Source organism: Teredinibacter franksiae, from assembly GCF_014218805.1.
Lineage (GTDB): Bacteria > Pseudomonadota > Gammaproteobacteria > Pseudomonadales > Cellvibrionaceae > Teredinibacter > Teredinibacter franksiae.
In genome coordinates this window covers 3894450-3916954 of the sequence record NZ_JACJUV010000001.1, presented here as the reverse complement: position 1 = coordinate 3916954, position 22505 = coordinate 3894450, and the positions used below count along the sequence as shown (strand labels likewise).

18 protein-coding genes are annotated in these 22505 nt (G+C 46.8%); 9 read left to right on the top strand and 9 right to left on the bottom strand.

Translation table 11 applies throughout. From position 1 onward, the window contains the following. Positions 1-321 precede the first annotated feature (321 nt). Both H5336_RS16390 and H5336_RS16385 read right to left on the bottom strand, forming a co-directional pair. Entirely contained in the window at positions 322-735 is a 414-nt protein-coding gene (locus tag H5336_RS16390; RefSeq protein ID WP_185235315.1) for a response regulator, read from the bottom strand. A gap of 271 nt (positions 736-1006) precedes the next feature. Next, positions 1007-3412: a DUF748 domain-containing protein gene (locus H5336_RS16385; RefSeq protein ID WP_185235314.1), complete on the bottom strand. Its 2406-nt coding sequence runs from the start codon at positions 3410-3412 to the stop codon at positions 1007-1009. A 379-nt stretch (positions 3413-3791) separates the two neighbouring features. On the opposite strand from H5336_RS16385, the gene H5336_RS16380 reads away from it, so the two are divergent. After that, positions 3792-4535, top strand: a complete 744-nt coding sequence (locus H5336_RS16380) for a transporter substrate-binding domain-containing protein (protein WP_185235313.1) — start codon at positions 3792-3794, stop codon at positions 4533-4535. 11 nt (positions 4536-4546) lie between these two features. Here H5336_RS16380 and H5336_RS16375 read toward each other — a convergent pair whose 3' ends face one another. The 4 genes from H5336_RS16375 to H5336_RS16360 all read right to left on the bottom strand — a co-directional run bounded on the left by H5336_RS16375 (position 4547) and on the right by H5336_RS16360 (position 8413). Continuing rightward, positions 4547-5338, bottom strand: coding sequence for a PhzF family phenazine biosynthesis protein (locus tag H5336_RS16375; protein ID WP_185235312.1), 792 nt, complete (start codon positions 5336-5338; stop codon positions 4547-4549). A 33-nt stretch (positions 5339-5371) separates the two neighbouring features. Further along, a complete protein-coding gene (egtD, locus tag H5336_RS16370; RefSeq protein ID WP_221628074.1) occupies positions 5372-6355 on the bottom strand; it encodes an L-histidine N(alpha)-methyltransferase in 984 nt (327 codons plus the stop codon). Positions 6356-6367: 12 nt separating this feature from the next. Beyond that, on the bottom strand, positions 6368-7612 hold the full coding sequence (egtB, locus tag H5336_RS16365; protein ID WP_246439118.1) for an ergothioneine biosynthesis protein EgtB: 1245 nt from the start codon (positions 7610-7612) through the stop codon (positions 6368-6370). A 426-nt stretch (positions 7613-8038) separates the two neighbouring features. Then, on the bottom strand, positions 8039-8413 hold the full coding sequence (locus H5336_RS16360; RefSeq protein WP_185235310.1) for a nuclear transport factor 2 family protein: 375 nt from the start codon (positions 8411-8413) through the stop codon (positions 8039-8041). 335 nt (positions 8414-8748) lie between these two features. Here H5336_RS16360 and H5336_RS16355 point away from each other — a divergent pair, with 335 nt between their 5' ends. The 3 genes from H5336_RS16355 (at position 8749) to H5336_RS16345 (ending at position 12913) form a co-directional block, all read left to right on the top strand. Continuing rightward, positions 8749-9927, top strand: coding sequence for an NnrS family protein (locus H5336_RS16355; protein WP_185235309.1), 1179 nt, complete (start codon positions 8749-8751; stop codon positions 9925-9927). A gap of 22 nt (positions 9928-9949) precedes the next feature. Further along, on the top strand, positions 9950-10387 hold the full coding sequence (locus tag H5336_RS16350) for an Rrf2 family transcriptional regulator (protein ID WP_185235308.1): 438 nt from the start codon (positions 9950-9952) through the stop codon (positions 10385-10387). Positions 10388-11185: 798 nt separating this feature from the next. Continuing rightward, positions 11186-12913, top strand: coding sequence for a pectate lyase (locus H5336_RS16345; protein WP_246439117.1), 1728 nt, complete (start codon positions 11186-11188; stop codon positions 12911-12913). 132 nt (positions 12914-13045) lie between these two features. Here H5336_RS16345 and H5336_RS16340 read toward each other — a convergent pair whose 3' ends face one another. The 3 genes from H5336_RS16340 to H5336_RS16330 all read right to left on the bottom strand — a co-directional run bounded on the left by H5336_RS16340 (position 13046) and on the right by H5336_RS16330 (position 17999). Then, the gene (locus H5336_RS16340; protein WP_185235307.1) at positions 13046-15235 is read right to left on the bottom strand and encodes a xanthine dehydrogenase family protein molybdopterin-binding subunit; all 2190 of its coding nucleotides are present in this window, start codon (positions 15233-15235) and stop codon (positions 13046-13048) included. Continuing rightward, positions 15232-15699 carry a (2Fe-2S)-binding protein gene (locus H5336_RS16335; protein WP_185235306.1) on the bottom strand — a complete coding sequence of 156 codons (468 nt, stop codon included), beginning with the start codon at positions 15697-15699 and terminating at the stop codon, positions 15232-15234. Before H5336_RS16335 ends, H5336_RS16340 begins: the two co-directional genes overlap by 4 nt. 116 nt (positions 15700-15815) lie before the next feature. Continuing rightward, complete coding sequence (locus H5336_RS16330) at positions 15816-17999, bottom strand: ATP-binding protein (RefSeq protein WP_185235305.1); 2184 nt, start codon at positions 17997-17999, stop codon at positions 15816-15818. A gap of 96 nt (positions 18000-18095) precedes the next feature. On the opposite strand from H5336_RS16330, the gene H5336_RS16325 reads away from it, so the two are divergent. The 5 genes from H5336_RS16325 to H5336_RS16305 all read left to right on the top strand — a co-directional run bounded on the left by H5336_RS16325 (position 18096) and on the right by H5336_RS16305 (position 22299). Beyond that, positions 18096-18263, top strand: a complete 168-nt coding sequence (locus H5336_RS16325; RefSeq protein WP_185235304.1) for a hypothetical protein — start codon at positions 18096-18098, stop codon at positions 18261-18263. A 584-nt stretch (positions 18264-18847) separates the two neighbouring features. Continuing rightward, the gene (locus H5336_RS16320; protein WP_185235303.1) at positions 18848-19453 is read left to right on the top strand and encodes a type IV pili methyl-accepting chemotaxis transducer N-terminal domain-containing protein; all 606 of its coding nucleotides are present in this window, start codon (positions 18848-18850) and stop codon (positions 19451-19453) included. Between the two features lie 14 nt (positions 19454-19467). Beyond that, complete coding sequence (locus H5336_RS16315) at positions 19468-20502, top strand: methyl-accepting chemotaxis protein (RefSeq protein ID WP_185235302.1); 1035 nt, start codon at positions 19468-19470, stop codon at positions 20500-20502. Further along, positions 20490-20882, top strand: a complete 393-nt coding sequence (locus tag H5336_RS16310; protein WP_185235301.1) for a PilZ domain-containing protein — start codon at positions 20490-20492, stop codon at positions 20880-20882. Before H5336_RS16315 ends, H5336_RS16310 begins: the two co-directional genes overlap by 13 nt. A gap of 85 nt (positions 20883-20967) precedes the next feature. Then, complete coding sequence (locus H5336_RS16305) at positions 20968-22299, top strand: GGDEF domain-containing protein (RefSeq protein ID WP_185235300.1); 1332 nt, start codon at positions 20968-20970, stop codon at positions 22297-22299. Positions 22300-22505 lie beyond the last annotated feature (206 nt).

The following is a 22505-nucleotide window of genomic DNA, read 5'->3' as shown; positions in this document are numbered from 1 at the left end:
TAAGATGCCCCGAAAAAATACTATGTTATCGATTCATTTATCTGACAGATATCTCTAATAATTGATTTTTTCTTCTCTGTACGATCTGGCAAGCGTTAGCGTAAGGTGTAAGGCGTACTGCGCAGCGGAAAGCTAGCTTCGTTCCCAAGTAGGACAACACTGGAATAAGGTTTGCGTGACCGCGCCCTCAACACTACAAGCGATGAAAAACCTAGGCAAAATATGACTGTAACTATTCGTCTTGAGCAATATCGCGCAAAAGCACACTTTTCATTGTTTCTAAGGTAAACGGTTTAGTCACGAAGTAATCCATACCCACCTCTAAGGCCCGTTTGTGATCGGACACATTGCAGCGGCTGTTAACGCAATTATTTTCGGCTGGCTTCTTCCCCTCAATTGCTCTCTAATTAACTGCGTTGCTTGAAAACCGTCCAGCTCTGGCATTTGCACATCCATCAGAATAAAATCGAAATCTTCCTGTTTGTTTTTCTCTACCGCCTTGGAAGCGGGAGTTGCTGTCTTTGTAGTAGAAGAGGTCTTGCAATTGATCCTGCATGTGCATAAAAAAACGTGCAGATTCTCGCGATTTTTCCGCTTCGGCGTGACTATCGGAAATGTCGATAATACACGCGCAACCGTCCACGTCTCCCGTTTGGATAAAGGAACACTGCAACCAGTAGTCCTCCCCAAGAAAGTTACACAAATGCAATTCGCTGTTAAAACTGGCTTTATCACGCAGCGCGATTTTTTTGTCCAAAATCCAAGTTTTTAGCCTGCTTGTTGAGCTGCTGCCAGATAAACGGACATACTAAGCCAGCGCGCTTTTAGCATGACCGGAGAATACCTTGGGAAACATGTGATCGACAAAGCGGCAATTCTGCCTCAACTATCACGGCTTACCGCCAACACTGACACTATAGGCGCCGACCGAAGTCGATAATAAGCGGTTTTCATCGGAATACTATTTGATGGAAGGGGGGGGGGTAGCCCCCCAAAGGGATGCTTATCAGGTTTTAAACTCTACGCGTGGCACAGCTGTTTTCTTGTAGTCCACTTTTGGTGAACACAAATGTAAACGCTGAGATTCAACGCCAACATCTTTAATCAACCTAGCTTTAATGGCTTTTGCTCGCGCATCAGCCACTGCAATTGCCTGCGTATACTGCTCTGGAGTAAGCGTTGCTCCCGGTGCAAGCAATATGTCTTCCGGTGTTGCAATACCGCATACGCTTACCACTAGGTTTTTTTTGTCGGTCATCAGTAGCCCTAGCTGTTGAAGAAAAACATTCTGCTGTTCAGCGGGCAGGGTTTGCTCTGGTGCGTAGGACAAATCTTCAAATCGAATTTTTAGCGCAGCCGAGCCTGCCGCCATGGCCACAGACACCACCTCACTATAGGGCACGAACATAGTCATTAAGTAACTTTTCGCCTGCGCCATGGCGACTTTTCGAATAACCATACCCACCACGTGGCTCGCATCAAAGCTTGGGTCATTCACATCGCCTTTTATGGGTATTTTAAGTTTAATATTGCCCTTACTATCCTTGAGCATATCCAATGCAACATTTAACGGAATGGCCGTCTGGCCAATAAGATTACTCTCGTCTGTACTTTTTTGGCTGCCTTTAAAGCTCGCCCCTCGTAACAGTATCTTAGCGCTGCTATTTAACTCATCTTCGGTGACGGTAGCCTTTAAATCCACGTCCAGCTGCCCACGTTCAACTTCAAAGCCTAGCGCGTCGCGTAAATAGGGCGCCACCTCGTACAACGGGAATTCACGCAGTTCGCCCTCCGAAACAAGATTCAGCTTGGGCGTAAAAGGCTTCACCCAACCCGATAAGTGAGACCGAAAGTATTCTGCATCCCTCACTTCCAGCATATAGTTCGATTGCTGATCGGGGAATGAAGTATCAATATTGTTTATTTCCGCCTTCGTCAGCTCAAATGTTTTACTAAAACGATGTTCATGGCTTTTATCGTCTACCAATATTTTGAACGGATCTGCCAGTTTAAATTCGCCAAGGCGAATGGCAAGCTGCTGTGGATGTTCCGCAGGCTGTTCAGGCGCAGAGACCACTTCAACGACGTCGGCTTTGTTTTCTGTGGTTTCTTCACTTGCCTGATCAGCAGAGAATATTGCCGTGTCGAACAACGTCACTAACTCGCCACTTTCGGCAATATGTACATTTGCAACAGAAGCACCCAATTCAATACTCGCAATTTGTAACGACTGAGCAGACGCTTCCAATTCCGATATACGTAACTGCTCCGCTGAAAACAGTGGTGGTAATTCCTGCTCGTGGCTAACGGTTGATAGTACAATTTTTTCAAATACCACCTCCGGTGACTGAGCAATAATTACACCATCCTCCATTCGTAATTTTATCACGCCTGAATTAAACTGATTCAAACCCAGTAATTTGTCACCCGACCCCTGCGCATCTACCGCAAGGTCGGTAAGCTGTAGCTGCAGATCGGTAGCCATATCGGAAATATCACCTTGCAGGTTCATGTTCGCCTGCAGGTTCTCTATGGAGAAATTCAGCTCAGTCAGGCCCAAGTCCAACAATTCGTCGGCGAATTGGCCATCGTTGACCGTTATATTCACACTAGCCTGCTCAACCCTCAGCGCGTCTTCTGTCAGACTGAGCGAAGTATTCAATTTCACCTTTGCCTTTGCCGCGAGCGCTTTAATCGAATCGGGAAGCAGATAAAGCACACTATTAGGTTGCAGGTTGTCAACGGATAAATCTAGCTCAATAGACTTTACCCCTTGGTCAACAGAAACGTCAGTCTTTACAGCAAGCTCGGCGCCATCTAACTGCCCACTAAAGGCGAGTGAGGAGCTAAATACCTGCCCACGGTATAAACTGCGAGCAATTTCCAAATTATCAATATGGAGGCGATGCGGCTGCCCCTGATTGACAACCAAAAAAGTGATGTCCATTAAGACTATTTCCGGTGCCGAAATAGTAAAGCCTAGGCCTTCACTAGGCTTAGTACTCGTAGGTATTTCGGCTTCACTCTCAGCCCCTTCCTGAGCAGGAAGAGACAACCCAGCAACTCGAAACTTGTCTCCGCTTTTTTCCAGTTTTAGGGTCATTCCTTCTACCGTTACCCTGTCAACGCGGACCTCTTTGGTCAGCAATCGCCATAAACTGTAATCTAGGTATAACGCTGTCAGATGATAGGTTTCGCTATCACCCTGCTTAAAGACTAAATCGTTAATGGAAACTCGAGAGGTAAAGGGGTTCAGCCGCACGACGCTATCGCCACTCAATGTTAACTGGCGCGGAGCTAATATGTCGGTAAGGACGTGGCGAACTACAAGAGGTGAGAGCAACCACACGAGAGAATAGAGGGCCACGACAAAAACAACGACTCCGATTCCGAGTCTCTTAACAATTTTCATTTATATTACTTTCCATAGAAGACCTACACATCGCTGCGATGCAACATATAAGATCAGATACATAAAAACGCTTACCACGCAGCCAGCAGACGAAACAAGACAATCACCCTGAATTGGCGCTATTGAACATGCTAATACCGCTCCCCGCCAAAGGAATCTCAATTTTATTCACGTTCTTTCAAGTAGCACTTCGATCGGTGACAGTGTAATCAGTGCCAAAACAGGAAGCGATCAAACTGACTAAATGTGCGCCAAAAACACAACGCTTTCACCGCAAATAGGTTTCATATTTTGGATCTCTGCACCTACTTTTCAAACCCATAGCAGCATTACCCTTAGCCCCCCGAAAATTTCGTATCTATACTTAGTCGGTTATAACGTGAAAATCGAGGTGAATGTGTACGATCGGGCTTATTCAACGCTACGCCTTACCCTAGCGACCATGGCTTTTCTACTGCCCATGTCGCTGGCGGCCGAATATAGCGAGCTTCACCTCAACATTCCAGCTTTTAAGCCCTACCAATATATGGAAAAGGGTAAACCAGGCGGTGTCGGCGTTATAAAGCTGAGTAACGTACTCAACCGGATGCAGGTCAAGTACCGGATTACCAGTGTTCCCAATTACGGTCGAGCCGTGCTTAATTTACGCAACGGCCACAGCAGCGGATTCTTTCTTGCGTCTCAAAATACCGAGCGTGACAAGTTGGGAGTATTTTCTGCGCCATTGATGATCAACAACTGGGTGTGGGTGCTGACCTCAAACTCCACAGCCGACGTTCACAGTGATGATTTTAAGCGGCATAGGCGCGTCGGCACTTTTTTACACAGCAATACCCACAAATGGCTAATAAAAAATGAATACCAACGAATATTGCCCTCAATGCAGGCCCATTTACTGCCTAGGCAACTATACAACAAACGGTTAGATGCTGTGTTTCTTGCGGAAACAGTGTTTGTTCACCATGCCAAAAAAGACAAACTGAATATTGAGCATTTTAAATTTGTGGTGGAAGCGGGTAAACCCTTTGGAGCCTACATTTCCAAAAGCTACTTAAAACAAAACTCGGGCTTTATGGAAGAATTCAATTCGCTAATACTCAAAGCCAATAAAAGCAGCAAGTAGGCTTTTCGCTATCAACAAGGTGATGAAGTTTGTAGGATCGCAATACTACCGTACAGCCGAACATTAGTACCATCATCGGTAAAACCCCTAAATTCTGCTCCCTGTTTGGACAGCTGCCGCCCATACATCTCCCCACGCAGCCCCTGTTGAAACCAATACTTTACCAGAAGAGCATTCGCTGAACCGGTGGCCGCATCTTCTTGCTGGCCATATTGGGGGGCAAAATAGCGCATTACATAACCAGCCTTTGCCACCCGGGCCGTGACGATGAGGGCTCTGCCTGTCAACGCAGTCATCAAGCGGTAGTCTGGCTGGCAATTGCGAACACTGCTTGCGTTAGCCAGCTGCAGTATGACGTAACCGCGAGGGCCTCCAGCATTTACTCCGTGTACCACAGGCTGATCCATTAGATTTTGCCAAAGGCCTCTTCTGCTCAGCGGAAGAAAGACTGAGGGGCGGCAACTAAAACCATACAGCGCTCTCCGACGCATCAACTCGATACGCCCCACGGCCGTATGAACCCAAGCATTATCTCTGGCGCCCAGTTCCAATGCCGCGGCAGCGAGCAGACCCGAGCCACAAAACTGTACGTTATTACCACAGCAAAAAAAATCGGCACGAATACCATCCGACAGCTTACCGTAAGAAAACATACAAGCGATGGTCGCAGGATGCTCAGTACTCCACCGAACAATATCGAAATTTTTCTCAGCTTTTGCGTTGATAAAAACCGAATGATGATTACCCGCACAGCCAGGACCGAGAAATGTACGAATGTGGTAATCGGGAGTAACGTGAGGCAACGTTTAATACTCTAATCTCTAAATTTTTTATCCCTAAGCCCTAAGCAGAAACGTACTGAACATCTCATTTTCGGCCAGCCACAATTGCTCCACCTGCCACCCGGCTCGATCGGCCATTGCAGAGAAATCTTCGGGGCGATATTTATAAGAGCTTTCCGTATGCACAGATTCACCCTTATTAAATACAATTTCTTTGCCTAGCAGCTGATAACGCTGATCCGCAAGGCTGACCAAATGCATTTTTATACAGCCTGCATCCGTATCGTAATAAGCATAGTGTTCAAATGCCTCCAAATTAAAATTAGCCCCCAGTTCGCGATTAATCCTAGTGAGCATATTCAGGTTAAATTGGGCGGTCACACCGGCATTGTCATTGTAGGCTCGATGTAATGTAACGGGTGACTTTTTGGTGTCGACACCGACCAACATATAGCCACCGCTACCCACAGTTTTTTTTGCATTGGCTAAAAATTGCATAGCTTCCGAAGGCGAAAAATTACCAATTGTGGAGCCAGGAAAGAAGCCCAACGGTTTACCCATAGTTTGCCCAAGATCCACGAACTGACAAAAATCTGCCTCCACCGGCTGAATCTCAATAGCGGGAAATTCTATAGACAACTGCGCACAGGCCTCACGCAAATGATTGCCCGATATGTCGATTGGAATAAATTGACGAATTCCTTTTACATTTTCCAGCAGCGGCTTAATTTTAAGTAGGGAACCCGCGCCGAACTCTACTACCGTATAGTCTTCTGTTAATATTTTTGCGAGTTCTAGGGCCACCACGGGCAATAACTTCAACTCTGCTTGGTAGGGGTAGTATTCGTCCAAGCGACAGATACGGTCAAATAACGCCGACCCCTCGTCATCGTAAAAATATTTTGGTGATAAAGATTTTTCTTTGGCCGTAAGCCCGCGCAAAACATCGCGGGAAAAACCTGTATCCATACTTTTTCCGTTACCAACAGTTTCAGCTTGTTTATTATCGTTATAACACTCTGCCAGAGAGGTATGCACTTTCGTCGCTCCTTAAATGTCTTCGGCTAATCGCAGCCCCATAAATTGCCAGCGTTGATGCGGATAGAAAAAATTTCGGTAACTGCTTCTCATCTGTGCTTTTGGCGTAATGCATGAACCACCTTTCAACACAAATTGATTAGCCATAAACTTTCCGTTATATTCCCCCAAAGCCCCCTGCTCCGGAGAAAATTTTGGGTAGGGGCTATAGGCGCTTTGCGTCCACTCCCAAACGTCGCCATACAATTGCGCCACGTTTTCATTGGCGCCCGTAGCGGCCTGTGGTCGCCAACAGCGTTCTCCCAAAAGGTTTCCAAATACAACCTCATCCTGAACACAAACCTCAAGCTCATGTTCGCGCGGCAAGCGTTTTCCTGCCCAGCGTGCAAAAGCATCGGCCTCATAAAAACTTACATGGCATACGGGGGCATGTTTATTGATGGGCTGTAATCCATCTAGACCAAACTGAAACCAACCCCCATCTTTTTGTTGCCAATATAGCGGTGCAAACCAGCTGTTTCGCTGACAATAATCCCAGCCGTCAGACAACCAATAGAGCGGGTTTTTATAACCTCCATCGGCCATAAACTCCTGCCACTCGCCATTGGTGGTTAAACGGTTTGCCAGCCTGAAAGGATGCAGTAATACTGTATGTAGTGGCCCTTCACAGTCATAACTAAACCCCGAAGCCTCAGCGCCCACCGATACTACACCACCTTCATTCAGTGTCCACTTTAACGAAGCTCCGGCCATTTGCGCTTCCCTATGCGGGGCTTCCATTACCGCAGGCAGTAGCGGGTTTTGAGAAAACAAATGCAGTACATCCGTTAACAATAATTCCTGATGCTGCATTTCGTGATGTAAACCAACGGTCACAAGCGACATCAGCTCAGAGCTAGCCCGATCCAGCACCGCCATCATATGTTCGTCTACATAGCGACGGTAGTCCATTACCTGCTGCATAGAAGGACGCGTCAATACACCGCGTCTGGGGCGAGGATGACGTTCACCCGCGGATTCATAGTAGGAGTTAAAAATGAACGGGAATGTATCGTTAAACCGTCGATAGTCCGAAGCAAATTTTTGCAAAATAAATGTTTCAAAAAACCAAGTGGTATGGCCTAAATGCCACTTTACCGGGCTGGCATCAGCCATAGACTGAACAACCATATCCTCCGCCGACAGGGTCTCGGTAAGCCCTTCGGTAGTGTGACGCACTTGACTATAAGCATTCGAGGAAATCGAACTCACCTCCATGTTACACATCCTTATTCATCAGACCGTCGGTAGTCAGCAGGCAGCACCGAGAGGCCCGCTACGACATGTCAGTTTAGTGTATGAATCTTGATGACAAACAACAACTAGGCGAAAGAGAAAGTGCGCAATTACAAAAAATATTGGCGCAAAATTCAACAGAAAAACATTCTGGCCCTACCAATACGGCAGACTACTACTGCGGAAGGCTGGTTGCCTTTCCAAGCGGGCCAACCCCGCAAATAAGGTTCGCGAGACCGCACAGAGACTAAAAACAATAAATGCAGGAGCCCTAAAAAATCAAAGGTAGGGGCAGAGGGGACAAAAGAAAAGGACAGTCGCTCAGCAAAGCCCCGATAATAAGTGGGGCAAAACTGAGCAAAAGGGTACCCCACAACCCAGCGCTCAGAGGCACCGGTAGATATCAATCTATACGGAGAATGCCTGACGAGCAATTAACACCCAGCTACCTCCGGCATTTTGCCAAAGCATCATATTGCGAATTTCGAGCGCACCCACTTTGCCGTTTTTACTGGTTTCGGCTTTAAAGGTATGACGAACGATGGCGTTGTCACCGACTATTTCGGTCGTTTGATCGGCAATATCAATTTTCACAAACTGTGTTGCGCCCTCACTAACAACGTTGTTGACGAACGACTCCTGACCTTCAACTTTACCTTTTGAATGACCATAGCTTAAACCTGCCGATGTCAGCTCTGTTAATGCCTTTGCGTCTCGGCTAACAAGTGCTCCATTAAACTGTGCGACACATTCGTTGACGGTTTGAATTGCCTCAGTGCTCATAATCGTAAAACTCCACTCATGATATTACTCTGTACGTACTGGAACAGGATCACTGCCAAACGGGCAGCGCCTAACTGGCGAAGATAGTAACCGCCTGTTAGGTAAACGGCAATTTACATAAAACAATTTTTAGGCAAGCTCTGACGAAGAACAAAATATGCACAATACTGTCGTATACACGGAAGCTAATGCAGAAGCCCAAACACCCTATTGTTACTTCGCCTTTCTCCCGTTTGAGCAGGATCAAGCTTTCCCGACACATCCCATAGCGTGCCACGGCCTTAAAGATGTAGAATAGATGCATCTTTCGATATTCGTTAACGGGTAACCTCCTTATGACCCCTCCGGCTCTGCTGGCTTATGCCTTTCGCCCTTTCTTTTTACTCGTCGGCCTTTACGGGGCTCTCAGTGTGTTTTTCTGGGCAGGTTTTCTGCTGGCCGGGTGGCAGCTTCCCACCGGGTTATCCATTATTCAGTGGCACAGCCACGAAATGCTATACGGCATGATCCCCGCGGCCATTGCGGGGTTTTTATTAACGGCTATTACCAATTGGACAAGCGCGCCTCCACTCAAGGGTTTCAAATTGTTAACCCTAGTTCTGCTCTGGCTTAGCGGGCGTATACTCTTTGCGGTTTCCGGTTCTCTCTCTGTACCTTATGGCTTAGTTGCCGCTGTGGATATCAGCTTTCTACTGGTGCTGGGTATCAGTATTACCATTACGCTTGTCCAACATAGAAATTATCGCAATCTCATTTTAGTGGCTATTATTGCGCTACTTATTACAGGCAACTCGCTCGTCCATATCGGTATTGGAGGCTACGATTTCGAGCTGGTACAAAAAGGCCTGAACCTTGGGTTTAACGTAATAACCCTCATGATAATTATCATCGCCGGGCGCATTACTCCCGCGTTCTCGATTAACTGGCTAAAGCAACAGAATCGCAATTTCGATGCTGTTCAAACGGTCAAAATACTGGATATTACCTGTATCGGCAGTCTTGTAATCCTCATCATTGTGAATTTATTCTTCAACGAGCTTTGGCTAGTAACCGTATTGATATTCGCCGGCGCCGCTAATTTAATTCGCCTGCTTTTATGGGCCGGTTGGAAGGTGAAAAGTGAACCCCTACTGTGGGTGCTGCATTTAGGGTACTTCTGGATTGTAACCGCCCTGTTTATTCGCGGCTTTGGCATTTTGTTTGAATCCGTACCCGATAGCCTCTGGCAACACACGCTCGGGGTAGGTGCTATGGGCACACTAATTTTTGGTGTAATGACCCGTGTCGCCGTCGGCCACACAGGTCGCAAAATAAAGCTGGTTCGCTTTGGCGTTTTTATTTACATCGGCATTGCACTTTCAACCATTTTACGGATGGCCGTTGCGGTAAAATGGCTGCCTTTCCAACCGGGTATTCTATTAACATCATTATGCTGGGTGGCGGCCTGCGTGCTGTTTTTAATTCTCTATTGGCCAATACTCAGCAAGCCACGCATAGACGGTCGGCCCGGTTAATGTCTTACGGGCTGAAATTTTCATGCATATAACCCGCTACACCGACTACTCGCTTCGCGTTATGATCTATGTTGCCCTGCAGGACGACAAGCTGTGCACTATTCAAGAAATTGCCAGCGCCTACAACGTATCCAAAAATCACTTAATGAAAGTCGTACAGCGCCTAAATAACAGTGGTTACATAAAATCCGTACGGGGAAAAAATGGCGGCCTGCGATTAGGGCGGGCAGCCGCAAGCATTAACATCGGTGAACTGGTACGAGAAATGGAACAGGATTTGGCTCTGGTAGAATGCCAGCAACACCAAGACAGTTGCGTCATAACACCTGCGTGCCAGCTAAAGAATATTTTTCAGCAAGCGCTAGACGCTTTTTTTCATGTGCTAGACCAATACACTCTCGCCGAACTACTTGAGGAAAAAAATCGAACACAACTTCTGAATTTACTCAATATTGAGTAGGTTATTAACAATACTGAAACCTTTCCCTACCACGCCACATTCCCTCACTCCCCCCCCAGCACACTAGCCTTTCCTACCGCTAGGCCCCTTGCGGCACATCCGATATCAACACTAGCGCCCATTACTGCACCTTGATCGACAATAATGACGCAGGCACATAGGCAACGCCACCCTCGCCCTAACCACATTCTCCGTTACTACGCGACCACAAGCTCACCGTTTACCCCCGCGCAGCGGAGACATATTCGGCCCCGTAGAGCGATCGGCAACGGCAATTACCCCTCACACATACACTCAGTAAAGCGAAAAACCACTCAGACGCTCAACGAATAAGCCTTTACACGTTAATAACCTTTAATTTTAACGTCTTTTTTTAAGACCATTTCTCTCTAAAAATAAGTAAACCGCGCTTTTACGGTTATGGTCATATGCAAAAAAGATCTACATTACTACTTCGCTAATAGCTGGCCCGCCCTAAAGCTGACTATTTTCACCCTAAAAAATACTTTAATTTCAAACAGCTAAACCCATAGTTCCATAACCAAGTAAAAACGCCAATAAATGGTTATACCGAAAACGCATATGCACTTTCGTTATTATTATGCTCACCTCACAAAACGACCTAGAAAAGCCATAACCTATACCTTTTTAGTATTTTACGCGCCACTCACAGATCATTAAATTCTAGTCAGCTGTCGCTTTAGACAACAAATCATCAGTGCAAAGAAAACTGACATTGTTGCGCGACTCTCAAAGACTTACTCAATAACTTTATAACTCGAAGTCGGAGAATTACTTATGGTTCGCAACTTGATCTTGGCACTCGCTATCAGCGGGTTGGCTACTGGAGCCCTGGCTGAAATGGGCCCTAACCTCGTTACAGGATCAGATGGATCTGGCAAAGGCGGTGGCACCAGTTATGGTGACGTACGCGATAATGACTACAACTCTTACTGGATGCCCCCTTCCAGTAGTGACGAACGCATTTCTGCAAAATTCTCGACTACCAGCTACAACATGGTACGTATTTATCAATCGGGAAATTATATTGATTCCTGGCGCTTATTGAACCACAGCACTGGCGCGCAAATAGACTCTGGTGCTGGCTCAGATTTTACCAACGGCTTACTTGAATTGAACTTCGCGACACAAACCGGCAGTAAAGTGAGCTTCATGGTTGATTCCGCCAATGCTGCACCCTTAATTACCGAATTCGAAGTGTATATGTCTTCTGGTTCCAGCGAGCCAACGCCTGCACCCACACCAGCTCCAACAGCAGAGCCTACGCCCGCACCGACTCCGGCACCCACTCCCTCTCCAACCGCTGAACCAACACCTGCGCCTACCCCCGCGCCAACGACAGAGCCTGGTGGCGACCTAGGCGCTAACCTCACCGAGAATGCCGACGGCTCAGGTAAAGGTGGAGGCACAAGCTATAGCCACTCCTATGACGGTAATTACAGTTCCTACTGGATGGCAACCTCCAGCAATGGCCAACGTCTGTCAGCCAAATTCGGTGCGGATGTTGAGTACAATACCGCCATCATTTACGAGGTTGGCAATGAAATAACCGCATGGCGTTTGGTTAACCACGACACCGGTCAACAAGTGGCTTCTGGTAGCGCAATAGGTAACGGCCTCGTTGTAACCTTCGCCACGCAGATTGGGCCAAAATTAAACCTGATGATCGACAGCGCCTATTCCGCGCCTATGATTGCCGAGTTTGAAGTGTATAACGCATCGGGTTCGGGAACAGGTTCCAGCTCATCTAGCTCGAATTCAAGCAGTAGCTCATCCAGCTCATCAAGCGCCAGTAATGGAACGCCCGACCCAGAATGTGTCAGCGGTGCAGTGCTGGAAGACGGTGTTTATGACTGTGCCGGTATTACGCTTGGCGCATCAGAGCAATGTACCAGTGATGCCGAAGGTCAAGCACCGGTAATTACCCTTAAGAATGCCACGGTGAAAAACTTGGTTATCGACGGCGCTGCAGGCGGTGACGGTATCCACTGTTCTGAAGGTGACTGTGTAGCCGAAAACGTGGTGTGGGAAGAGATCTGTGAAGATGCGGCAACGCTGAAATCCAGCGGCCGCACAATGACCATCATTGGTGGATCAGCACACAACACTGTAAACGGCCCTGGTGGAAAGCCCGATAAAGTATTCCAGCACAACTCCAAAAACAGTACCTTTATCGTGGAAGGCGGCTTCACCCTTACCGGCACCCACGGCAAACTCTGGCGCTCTTGTGGTAACTGTACCGGCAACGGTGGCCCACGTGACCTGATTGTGGATAATGTCATTATCGATGCAGATATTGGTAGCGTTGCCGGTGCCAACGGTAACTACGGTGATACCGTCACTATCACCAACCTGGCGATCAAAAACTACGATTCCGAAACGCCCAGTGTGTGTGTGGAATATGTAGGCATCGATAAATCAGTGGGTGGTGATTCCAGTAAAATTGGCAAACAGTGGAACACCGATGTATGTAACGTAGACCCAAGCGACATTTCTTCTTTTTAACGCATTCGCTCACAGGTGATGTTTAAAGGCCTCTGCTTCGGCAGAGGCTTTTTTCGTTGCGCTAACGTGATTTACCTGCAAAGTTATAAACGCTTTGCGCGTGTACACCGAAAAGTATCCTGCACCAAAAAACTACACGTTAATCGGCAGGGTCGTTACCGGTTTACCCGTAATGGCGAACACCGCATTGGCCACCGCAGGCGCCAGTGGTGGAACACCTGGTTCTCCCACCCCGGTAGGCGGTTCTTGTGACGCGACAATATGTACTTCCACATCGGGCATTTGGCTAATACGGATGGGCTTGTAACGGTTAAAGTTTTGCTGTTCTACATAACCGTCTTTAAACGTAATTTGCTCACCCAACACCTGCCCAAGCGCAAAACCAATACTACCTTCCATTTGCGCACGTATTACATCGGGGTTAACGGCTATTCCGCAGTCCACCGCGCAGTAAACTTTTTTTACTACCACGTTGCGCTCTGCATCAAGTTCCACTTCCGCAACCTGCGCCACCCAAGACCCCATGGCTTTGTGCACGGCAATTCCCTGTGCGCGACCAACCGGCATGGGTTTCCCCCAACCGGATTTTTCTGCGGCAAGGTTAAGTACGCCAAGCCAGCGGGGTTCGTTTTGCAATAAGCTTCGACGAAAATTCAGCGGATCTTGTTCTGCTGCGCGTGCAAGCTGATCAATAAAGCTTTCGACAATAAACGCATTACCTGAATGCCCTACCGAACGCCACCATAAATGCGTTAAGGGAGTAGTGAACTCACTGCCATGCAGTAGAAAATGAGGCATTTTATAGGGCATATCGGCTATGCCTTCGGTAACGGTTGGATCTACGGCGCCTTTGATAAAAAACTCGAAATCGGTGCCACGAAAAATAGACGGGGCAACACTGTGTTGCTGCCATGCCAATACGCCCTCGCGCGATACCTTTGCCTTTAGCTTGTGCACCGCGCCAGGCCGAAACTTACCTGCGTTCATATCATCTTCACGCGTCCACACCATTTTCACCGGCTTGCCTTTAAACGCTTGGGCAATGGCAGCGGCGTCTATCACGTAGTCACCGGGTGATGCCCGCCGACCAAAACTACCACCAGCAAACAGCGTATTGATCGTTACTTTTTCAGGCGGTAGCCCTAAATACGCCGCAACCTGTTGCTGGTCTGTGGTGGGCATTTGGCTACCAAACCAAAGCTCACACGAAGCATCCCCCACCCTTACAACGCAATTCATCGGCTCCATTGTCGCGTGGGCTAAGAAGGGAACACGATAACTAGCTTCAACAATTTTTTCGCCCTTACCCAACGCTACAATCGCAGCATTGGCATCTCCACGCTCACCGATTACGTGCCCCTTGGTGGCAGCCTGTATTTCCATAGACGTATACAGTTCCTCACTACTTCGGGTTTCACAGGCTGATAAATCCCAGTCTACTGTGAGTATATCTCGAGCTTTTTTTGCCGCCCAAAAACCGGTGGCTACAACCGCTATCCCCCGCGGGATTTGCACAACATCTATAACCCCCTCAATAGCTTTCGCTTTTGAAGCATCGAATTTTTTAGCGCGGCCACCCATTTTTGGTGGATACTTTACCAACGCCGTTAGCAAGCCGTCTAATTGAATGTCTTGAGTAAAAATAGCTTTACCGGTGGTTTTGATATAGCTGTCTTTACGCGAAACATGCTTGCCAATTAAATTAAACGCTTTTGTCGATTTTAATGTAGGTGCCGCCGGAACAGGCTGTTGTGCTGCCAGCGCCACTAAACCGCCGAATGTTGCACGGTTTTCACCCGCGCTAACCACACCATTGCTAACCTGAATAGAAGAACTGTTTACGCCCCATTTTTTTGCTGCAGCGTTTACCATCATTTGCCGAGCAGAGGCACCGGCATTACGTAACTGTTGCCATGAATTAGCAATAGAGGTAGAGCCACCGGTACCCTGGCTATTCCCCCAAAAAATATTATTGTATTTAGCACCATCGGCGGGAGCGAATTCCCAACCAACCTGCGACCAGTCTGCGTCTAACTCTTCCGCGACAATGGTCGCTAACCCTGTTGTTACGCCCTGGCCTTTATCCAGGTGTTTAATCACAACAATCACTTGATTCTCTGGCGTTATTTTTAAAAAGGCATTAAACACCAGCGCGCTATCATCACCATTTACCAACGGGTTGGTGCCAGCAATAATTAACGGAGCAACCGCACAACCTAAAACAAAAGCTCCACCACCACCGCCCACACGCTTAATAAACTGACGACGATCAAGAGAATGACTACCTGAGGCCTCTCCCAATAACCTTTGGCGAATATTCATTTTTCACCTCCCTGTAATTGCGTAGCGGAATCATGAATGGCACTACGAATACGGTGGTAGGTTGCGCATCGACATAGATTACCGTCCATAGCGGCGTCTATGTGTTCATTCGAGGGGTTGTCGTTTTGCTCCAATAAAGCAACAGCCGACATAATTTGACCCGACTGGCAATAGCCACACTGCACAACATCCAGCGACTGCCATGAGGCTTGCACTTGTTTAGCCGTAGGCGAGGCAAGCCCCTCAATTGTTTGAACACTTGCGCCCGGCATTGCCGACATAGGCAAACTGCATGACCGAACCGCAGTACCGTTAAAATGCACGGTACACGCGCCGCAACGGCCAATACCACAACCAAATTTAGTACCCGTTAGCGTCAGCTCCTCGCGTAAATACCACAGAAGAGGTTGCTCTGGGTCTCCCCTATACTCCCTAGGCTTTCCGTTAACCTTCAGCTTTATCATTATTTTACTCCTGAGAATGCAAGAGGGCATTGTTCAAGGCTGAGCGTGAAGATTAAGTAAATGTGGCGCGCAAAAGTTCGTGCCCGGCGGTGAAAAAGAGGTTCATTGAAAAAAATTTAGGGCGACAATTCCTTTAACTTGATAGCCAACAGATCATCGTCAATCGGCTTGGCAATATAGTCATTCATGCCTACTGCCCTGCATCGCTCCGCGTCCCCAGTCATCGCATTGGCGGTACAAGCCAAAATCGGGATCGTTGTGTATTGCTCGCCCACTTCGCCGGCTCTTATTCGCTTAGTTGCCTCAAATCCGTCCATCACGGGCATTTGGCAATCCATTATAACCAGCGCATAGTCACCACATTTGTTTAGCTCTTGCAGCGCCTGCTTACCGTCCTCAACACAGCGGCAGCTATAGTTAAGGTCTTCTAATAAAAGTATCAGAAGCTCACGATTGCTGGCGTTATCTTCAACTATTAGAACTTTCCCCGTTTTTTCATCTACTTTATTTACTTGAATATCCTCGACAACTGCAGCTACTGTTATGTAATTATCATCACAATTTTCCAATTTTCGCTCAGCCAAGGCCTCAGTAACGGGTTTATTTACCACATCCAAAATAAAATCAGCAAAAAATGAACTGCCCTTACCCAGTTCACTCTTTACCCGAATACTACCGCCCATCGCACCACAAAGTTTTTGACTTATAGAAAGGCCCAAGCCAGTACCGCCATACTCTCGTGTAGAAGAGCTGTCGGCCTGAGTGAAGGCCTCAAACAGCTTCGGCAATACGTCCTTTTTCAACCCTATTCCTGTATCTCTTACTTCGATAGTCAAGCGGGCACGCACGGGCTCCTCTTCTAAGCTTGTAATAATACGAGACGACGCAATTACAACAACTTGGCCGGTAGCGGTAAACTTTATGGCATTGGAGCAAAGGTTTAGCAAAACCTGACACACTCGAAGAAAATCTCCACGGTATTCAGCCCCTGAGCTGGATTTATTTTCCAGCCGAAATACCAACCCTTTCTCATCACATGCACTTTTATGTACAGCCGTTAACCGTTCAAAAACACGCTCTACGGAAAATCGGGTACTTTCCAGCACAATCGCACCAGCCTCAATTTTTGAAAAATCGAGAATTTCATTGATAATAGCCATCAAGTGCTCGGCGCTTTTTAAAACCTTACTCATCAGGTTCGCTTGACGATCATCAAGTGATGTTCTTGCCAGTATTTTTGTCATGCCTAATACTGCATTCATGGGCGTTCTAATCTCGTGGCTCATGGTTGCCAAAAAATCAGATTTTGCACGCGAAGCTTGCTTGGCATCTTCAATAACAAACTTTAACTCTTCATTTTTTTTGACTAGGTTATGGGTTTGGAGATCAACCATTTTTTGCAACTGCGTCGACTTCAAAATCGACTGTCGAGCAAATAGTGCGGTGAATAGTCCAATAATCACCGTGGAAATTGTGAGTAAAACTATAAGCACGTTGTGGTAGGCCGAATTCAATTCAAGCGGAAAAGCAACAACTCTCCATTTTTCATCGAGCACATCAAATTCGTATTCCACACCGATAGAAAAATCTACCGCCCGATTTTCAATGACGTTGTCTGGGTACCAATATTGGTTCCCCAGACTATCAATCAAGCAAAAATTAAACTGTCCCGTATCATATGCCAACGTAGATTCCACAAATATGTTTTTAAAACTATTACCCGAAACCAAAAAACCATCAATTCTATTTGCACCTTCTGGAGAGTAAGAATACACCGGAAACGTAATAAAAAAATGAATGCTGTCCACCGCCGGTATGGGTTTTGATATACCACTAACACTGCCAAAACCCGTTTCCAATACTCGCATAGCGTTTTTATATACCGATCTATTTTCGCCAATATTTCGACCGACAAAGTGAGGAACAGAAATAGGAGGGAAGTTATAACCTATGACTAAGTATTCCGATTGATCAGTATTGAGTGGACGTTTTGACTTATTTACATAGTCGTAGTCGAAGGCAAAATAATCTTTGTATTCACCCAAATCATTTTTACGGAAATAAGCTTCCATATCCGCCACTTGACTTTTGTCACCACGAACAAGCCAAGTTACAGAGCTATCCTCGGGTAGATTATCGTCGTATATAAGGCTGACAAACGTCGAGTACTCCTCGTAGCTCACCCATTCGGAACTGGATATATAGTAGGCAACCGATGCGATCTGAATACTGCGGCGTTTAATGCCTGCTTCGATATCACTAATAACGCCATGGGCTTGGCCTTTAACTAAGACACCCATTCGACGCTGTTCCTGGGACACCAAAATCATGTATAAAAATAGTGATAAACTTAACCCACATGCGAGCACCAGCAGAAACCACTGGCCGGCTCGAAAATGAAACTTAATTTTCCATCTGTCAAACGTATACAAACGCTATACCCGTCGATTAATGTAAGTAGTAATAAATTTAACGCCAGCTTTCCTCGGGCTCCCAGCCTCGACGTACCTGACCTTTCCAACTACTCGGCGGAGAGCGTTACCATCAAAACAGGCATATTCTGACGGTGTTCTAGCTTCTTACGCGAGCTGGCAACAACCTTTCGTAAATATAATCAACCAAAAGCAGCGCTCGTCATAGTTATGGTCGTTGCTAAACTTAAGATTTCAAATCTTTTGGCAGGTAACCATTAGCAATGCAACAGCGCCGTCACGAACCCTTGATGGGCATATTAAACTGTGTGAGAGCATAGCCGAAAGTATAGACACAGCATCCATCGCGTCATTATCAAATTAAGACGTGGCCACATTTATGACAAGGCTGTTAAATACTTTTGGCTAGAAGGCCACGTACCGGCAAACCTTATTGTGGTACTGACAGGCTTTGAAAGGCACCAGACATCTGCTGTACAACCCTCCTAGCACCAACGTTCGCTAGGCTGCGCGTTGTATAAAATCCATCAATAGACATACGTTAACGATAAGCGCCAACTATTTGACGAAAAAGCCGTGCGTTATAGAAGAGCGTAACAATGTGTCAATTACACCCTTGGTAAAACCCGGCCAGGGGATTAAGGGCGCCTTTTACAATCGTACTCTAGACTGAAAGGTAACGCCTAAAACTGAGAAAGGAGCGTTTACCGCCCCGCATGAATCAACTATTTATACTTCGCGCACTGGCCAAACTATCCATTAAAGCGCAACTAACCGGTATGGTCATCGTTTTCGCTTTGATTATGCTGTTTATGGTGGTATCAGTGTGGCAGGCTCATCAAGATCAACGCCGCGCGAGCATAGCCCTAGAGGTCGCTTCACGGCAACAATTATTCACCCAGAAACTCACCAAAGAAACCTATCTATACCTGCAACAAAATGCTCAATCCGATGTAGCAACATTTATCCAGGGTAATAACACCCGCGTTCTATTCGAGCAATCGCTCAAAGCCCTGCTAGAGGGTGGCACTGTCGCCAGAGGCTTAGATATGTCGGGCGAAATAAAACTTCCTGGCACTAGCGACGAAGAGCAGCGGGAACTTTTACTGGATGTAGGAAATCAGTGGCAAAAACTAATAAAGGTTTTATCACGCGCATCGGCAGAAAGGAACAATTTGAACACTATTTTACGCGCGGCTAACCAACAAAGTGTGAAAACCCTAACCACCATGGATAAAGCTATAGCGTCTTGGCAAAAAGCTTCACGAGAAAGGGACGAATACCTTGAGAAATTACTGATCACCCTGCTGGTAAGATTTTAATCATTGGCGGCACTATGATGTACTTTCTAGTAAGGGTTATTACCAAGCCCATCGATAACATCATGCATGTTATCGACGATATTGCCGATGGCAACTTAACAACACCGGTACCGGAACACTACCTAGAACTAGATAACGAAGTGGGGCGATTGAGTAAAGCGGCTGAAAAAATGCGGTGCTTTCTTTCCAACATAATCGAATCGCTGCAAAAAAGCGGACAACAAATGCAGCTCTCTTCCCACCAGGTTGCACAAATTTCAGCAGAGATTCGCGCCGATAGCCAGGAACAAAATGAGCGTACCGACGAAGTGAAAAACGCGTTGGAATCTCTACTGGCTATATCCAAGGAAATTGCCACCAATGTCGAATATGCGAGGGTTTCTTCTCTCGACAGTGAAAGCCATGCAAAAACCGGGATTGCCACCGCCGAACACAATATCCAAGAATTGCAAACCACCGTGACTAAAATAGCGTCTGCGTCTGCTGATATTAATGCCATGAGCGAAGCGACGGATAAAAATCACCATATTATCGATGCTATCGAAAATATAGCGTCCCAAACCAACCTACTGGCCCTGAACGCGGCCATTGAAGCGGCAAGAGCAGGCGAGGCCGGCCGGGGTTTCAGTGTCGTCGCCGATGAGGTGAGGAGCCTAGCCATTCCCACAACCTCCTCTACAGAAGAGATTAGTGACCTCATTAAAAACCTAACCACCATAGTGTATGCCGCTGTCGAAGGTATGCAGGAAATCGTTGCTAGTATCGATAGCGTGCAAAAAACTTCACAAAAAACCATTGAAGCCTTCAATTCGGTGAACAGCAGCGCCAGTAATGCTGCCCAAGAAAATGCCACTATTTTTGACAACAACACCCAACAAGAGCACTTTATTGGTGAGTTAAATCACAAAACAGACACCCTTTTCGGCGTACTGAAAGAGAGCGAACGTAAAGCCGGTTCTACCCAGTTTATGACCGATGATTTGTACCACCAAGCGGACAAACTGGCTGAAACGCTACTCCACTTCCATCTTCAAATGTGTCGACTTTAATCGAAAAATTAACCGAAGAGAAACGTCGAAATCCACGAATCAATTCCAATATTTCAGTTCAACTTATTCGCCCTACAGGGGAAAAGCTAAATGCTGTAAGTTCCAATATAAGCCTGTGCGGTTGCCAGGTAAGGGTTACCGACCCACTGCCCGTTAGCGAAAAGCTAGCAATCCATTTACTGGCGCCAAAAGACTGCCTAGAATCCTATGAAAACCAGAATGCGATCGCCATTCAGGCCCAAGTAATGAGATCGGAAAAGGAGCGCAACTACAACGTGTGTGGACTGCGCTTTGCTGAACATAGTGAAGAGCAGCAATTCCAGTTAAAAGCCATATTTCAAGCTTTTGGCGACGCCTATGAATACCACAGCGACCGTTAATCGCGCCATTGGCACGCCATTCTCTTATGCCAAAAACTGCTATACTTTAGGAATCTTCGCGATAAAAAGGCTCGACTACTCGTAAATGAGACCTAGAAAACAACTTAATCTTTGGCCGTTGCTGGGCGTACTACTAACCTTGGTAGCGATTGGCGCCTATAAATTGGTTCCACTACGCCAGCACTCGCTGATGTCGACAATGCCATGGGGCGCTTACCCGTTCTCTAGCTACTCTCCAACTGAAATTGCGGTGGGAAGCTGGGTAGATGAAGCAAAAAAAAATCACTTGCATTGCGATTTCCAGAAGACGACCGCATTGCAGCAATGCGGTATTAATTTTTTTTACGGCAACAAACCTACCAAGGGAGTTGACCTCTCGCAATACAATGAACTTAAGATTAAGGCCAAATTTAAAGGCCAATCGCCTAAAGTACGGGTATTTATGCGTACTTTCAATTCTGCCTATTCTCAAACGAACGACGCCAACAGTGCAAAATTTATGTCTACCAACTTGTCTACAGACGAGTTTGGCGATAACCAAACAGTTACCATTGGGCTAAACGAATTTGTGGTAGCCCAATGGTGGCTAGACCAGCGCGAGCTTAAGCGCAACCAGATTTCACCCGATTTCACCAACGTCATAACCTTTGGGCTGGACTTTAGCATCTACATTGACGGCGTGAAAAACGTCGACTTTCAAATTGGGGACATCTGGCTAGAAGGCACGCTAATACAAGAGGAGCACTGGTACCTAAGTATTCTGGCGGCTTGGATTGTAGCCATACTCGGTTATGTAAGCTGGCAATACTGGTCCATTCTGCGCAGCTCCAAGACCTATACCAAAGTTATAACCGACCTAGTAACCGACAAGGCGCAACTGGAATACGAATCCCTAGAACTGAAAAAGATGTCTAACCACGATCGCCTTACCGGTGCTTTTAACCGGCACGGTATCGAGCAAAGTATTAATGCCATGGTTGCCAGCCAACGTGGGCGAGTTATGGGCTTGATTCTAATGGATGTAGACCATTTTAAACGGGTAAACGATCAGCGCGGCCACGACGTAGGTGACCACGTACTCAAAACGATAGTCGAGCTAATAAACAACAACATCCGCGAGCATGATGTACTAGGGCGCTGGGGCGGCGAGGAGTTTTTACTCATCACCCCTAATACCGACGTGCCAGCCGCCTACCGTATTGCCGAAAAAATTCGCCGCCTAATCGCCAATTACAAATTTGAAGTCGATCCCCCCTTTATTGTTACGGTCAGTTTTGGTGTAACCGCCGTGAATACTGAAGACGATTTCGACATTGCCTTTAAACGCGCCGATATAGCACTCTATAAAGCTAAAGCCCAAGGTAGAAATTGCTCAATTATGGCTAGCGAGCCTGAAAAAAAACCGGATGTGGCTTAAGCGCATATTTAAAAATGCTTTTGACCTATGGTTTTGTGTGCGATTCATGGGCAGGAAAATGTTTACGGGTATGGCGTTTTCCTGCTTGGAAAGGAAGTCAACCTGCCACTACGATGTACGCCCTAGACTACGGCTAGCCCAACCACCCAGAGACAAAAAAAATAACCCTAGACCCCATTAATGGCGGAGTCCTTAATTACTGTAGA

Excerpts from the sequence above, each read along its gene's own strand:
- H5336_RS16330 (WP_185235305.1), bottom strand. The coding sequence starts at position 17,999 with ATGGGTGTCTTAGTTAAAGGCCAAGCCCATGGCGTTATTAGTGATATC.
- H5336_RS16335 (WP_185235306.1), bottom strand. The coding sequence starts at position 15,699 with ATGATAAAGCTGAAGGTTAACGGAAAGCCTAGGGAGTATAGGGGAGAC.
- H5336_RS16315 (WP_185235302.1), top strand. The coding sequence starts at position 19,468 with ATGATGTACTTTCTAGTAAGGGTTATTACCAAGCCCATCGATAACATC.
- H5336_RS16320 (WP_185235303.1), top strand. The coding sequence starts at position 18,848 with ATGAATCAACTATTTATACTTCGCGCACTGGCCAAACTATCCATTAAA.
- H5336_RS16340 (WP_185235307.1), bottom strand. The coding sequence starts at position 15,235 with ATGAATATTCGCCAAAGGTTATTGGGAGAGGCCTCAGGTAGTCATTCT.
- H5336_RS16385 (WP_185235314.1), bottom strand. The coding sequence starts at position 3,412 with ATGAAAATTGTTAAGAGACTCGGAATCGGAGTCGTTGTTTTTGTCGTG.
- egtB (WP_246439118.1), bottom strand. The coding sequence starts at position 7,612 with ATGGAGGTGAGTTCGATTTCCTCGAATGCTTATAGTCAAGTGCGTCAC.
- H5336_RS16350 (WP_185235308.1), top strand. The coding sequence starts at position 9,950 with ATGCATATAACCCGCTACACCGACTACTCGCTTCGCGTTATGATCTAT.
- H5336_RS16325 (WP_185235304.1), top strand. The coding sequence starts at position 18,096 with ATGAAACTTAATTTTCCATCTGTCAAACGTATACAAACGCTATACCCG.
- H5336_RS16360 (WP_185235310.1), bottom strand. The coding sequence starts at position 8,413 with ATGAGCACTGAGGCAATTCAAACCGTCAACGAATGTGTCGCACAGTTT.
- H5336_RS16305 (WP_185235300.1), top strand. The coding sequence starts at position 20,968 with ATGAGACCTAGAAAACAACTTAATCTTTGGCCGTTGCTGGGCGTACTA.
- H5336_RS16355 (WP_185235309.1), top strand. The coding sequence starts at position 8,749 with ATGACCCCTCCGGCTCTGCTGGCTTATGCCTTTCGCCCTTTCTTTTTA.
- H5336_RS16345 (WP_246439117.1), top strand. The coding sequence starts at position 11,186 with ATGGTTCGCAACTTGATCTTGGCACTCGCTATCAGCGGGTTGGCTACT.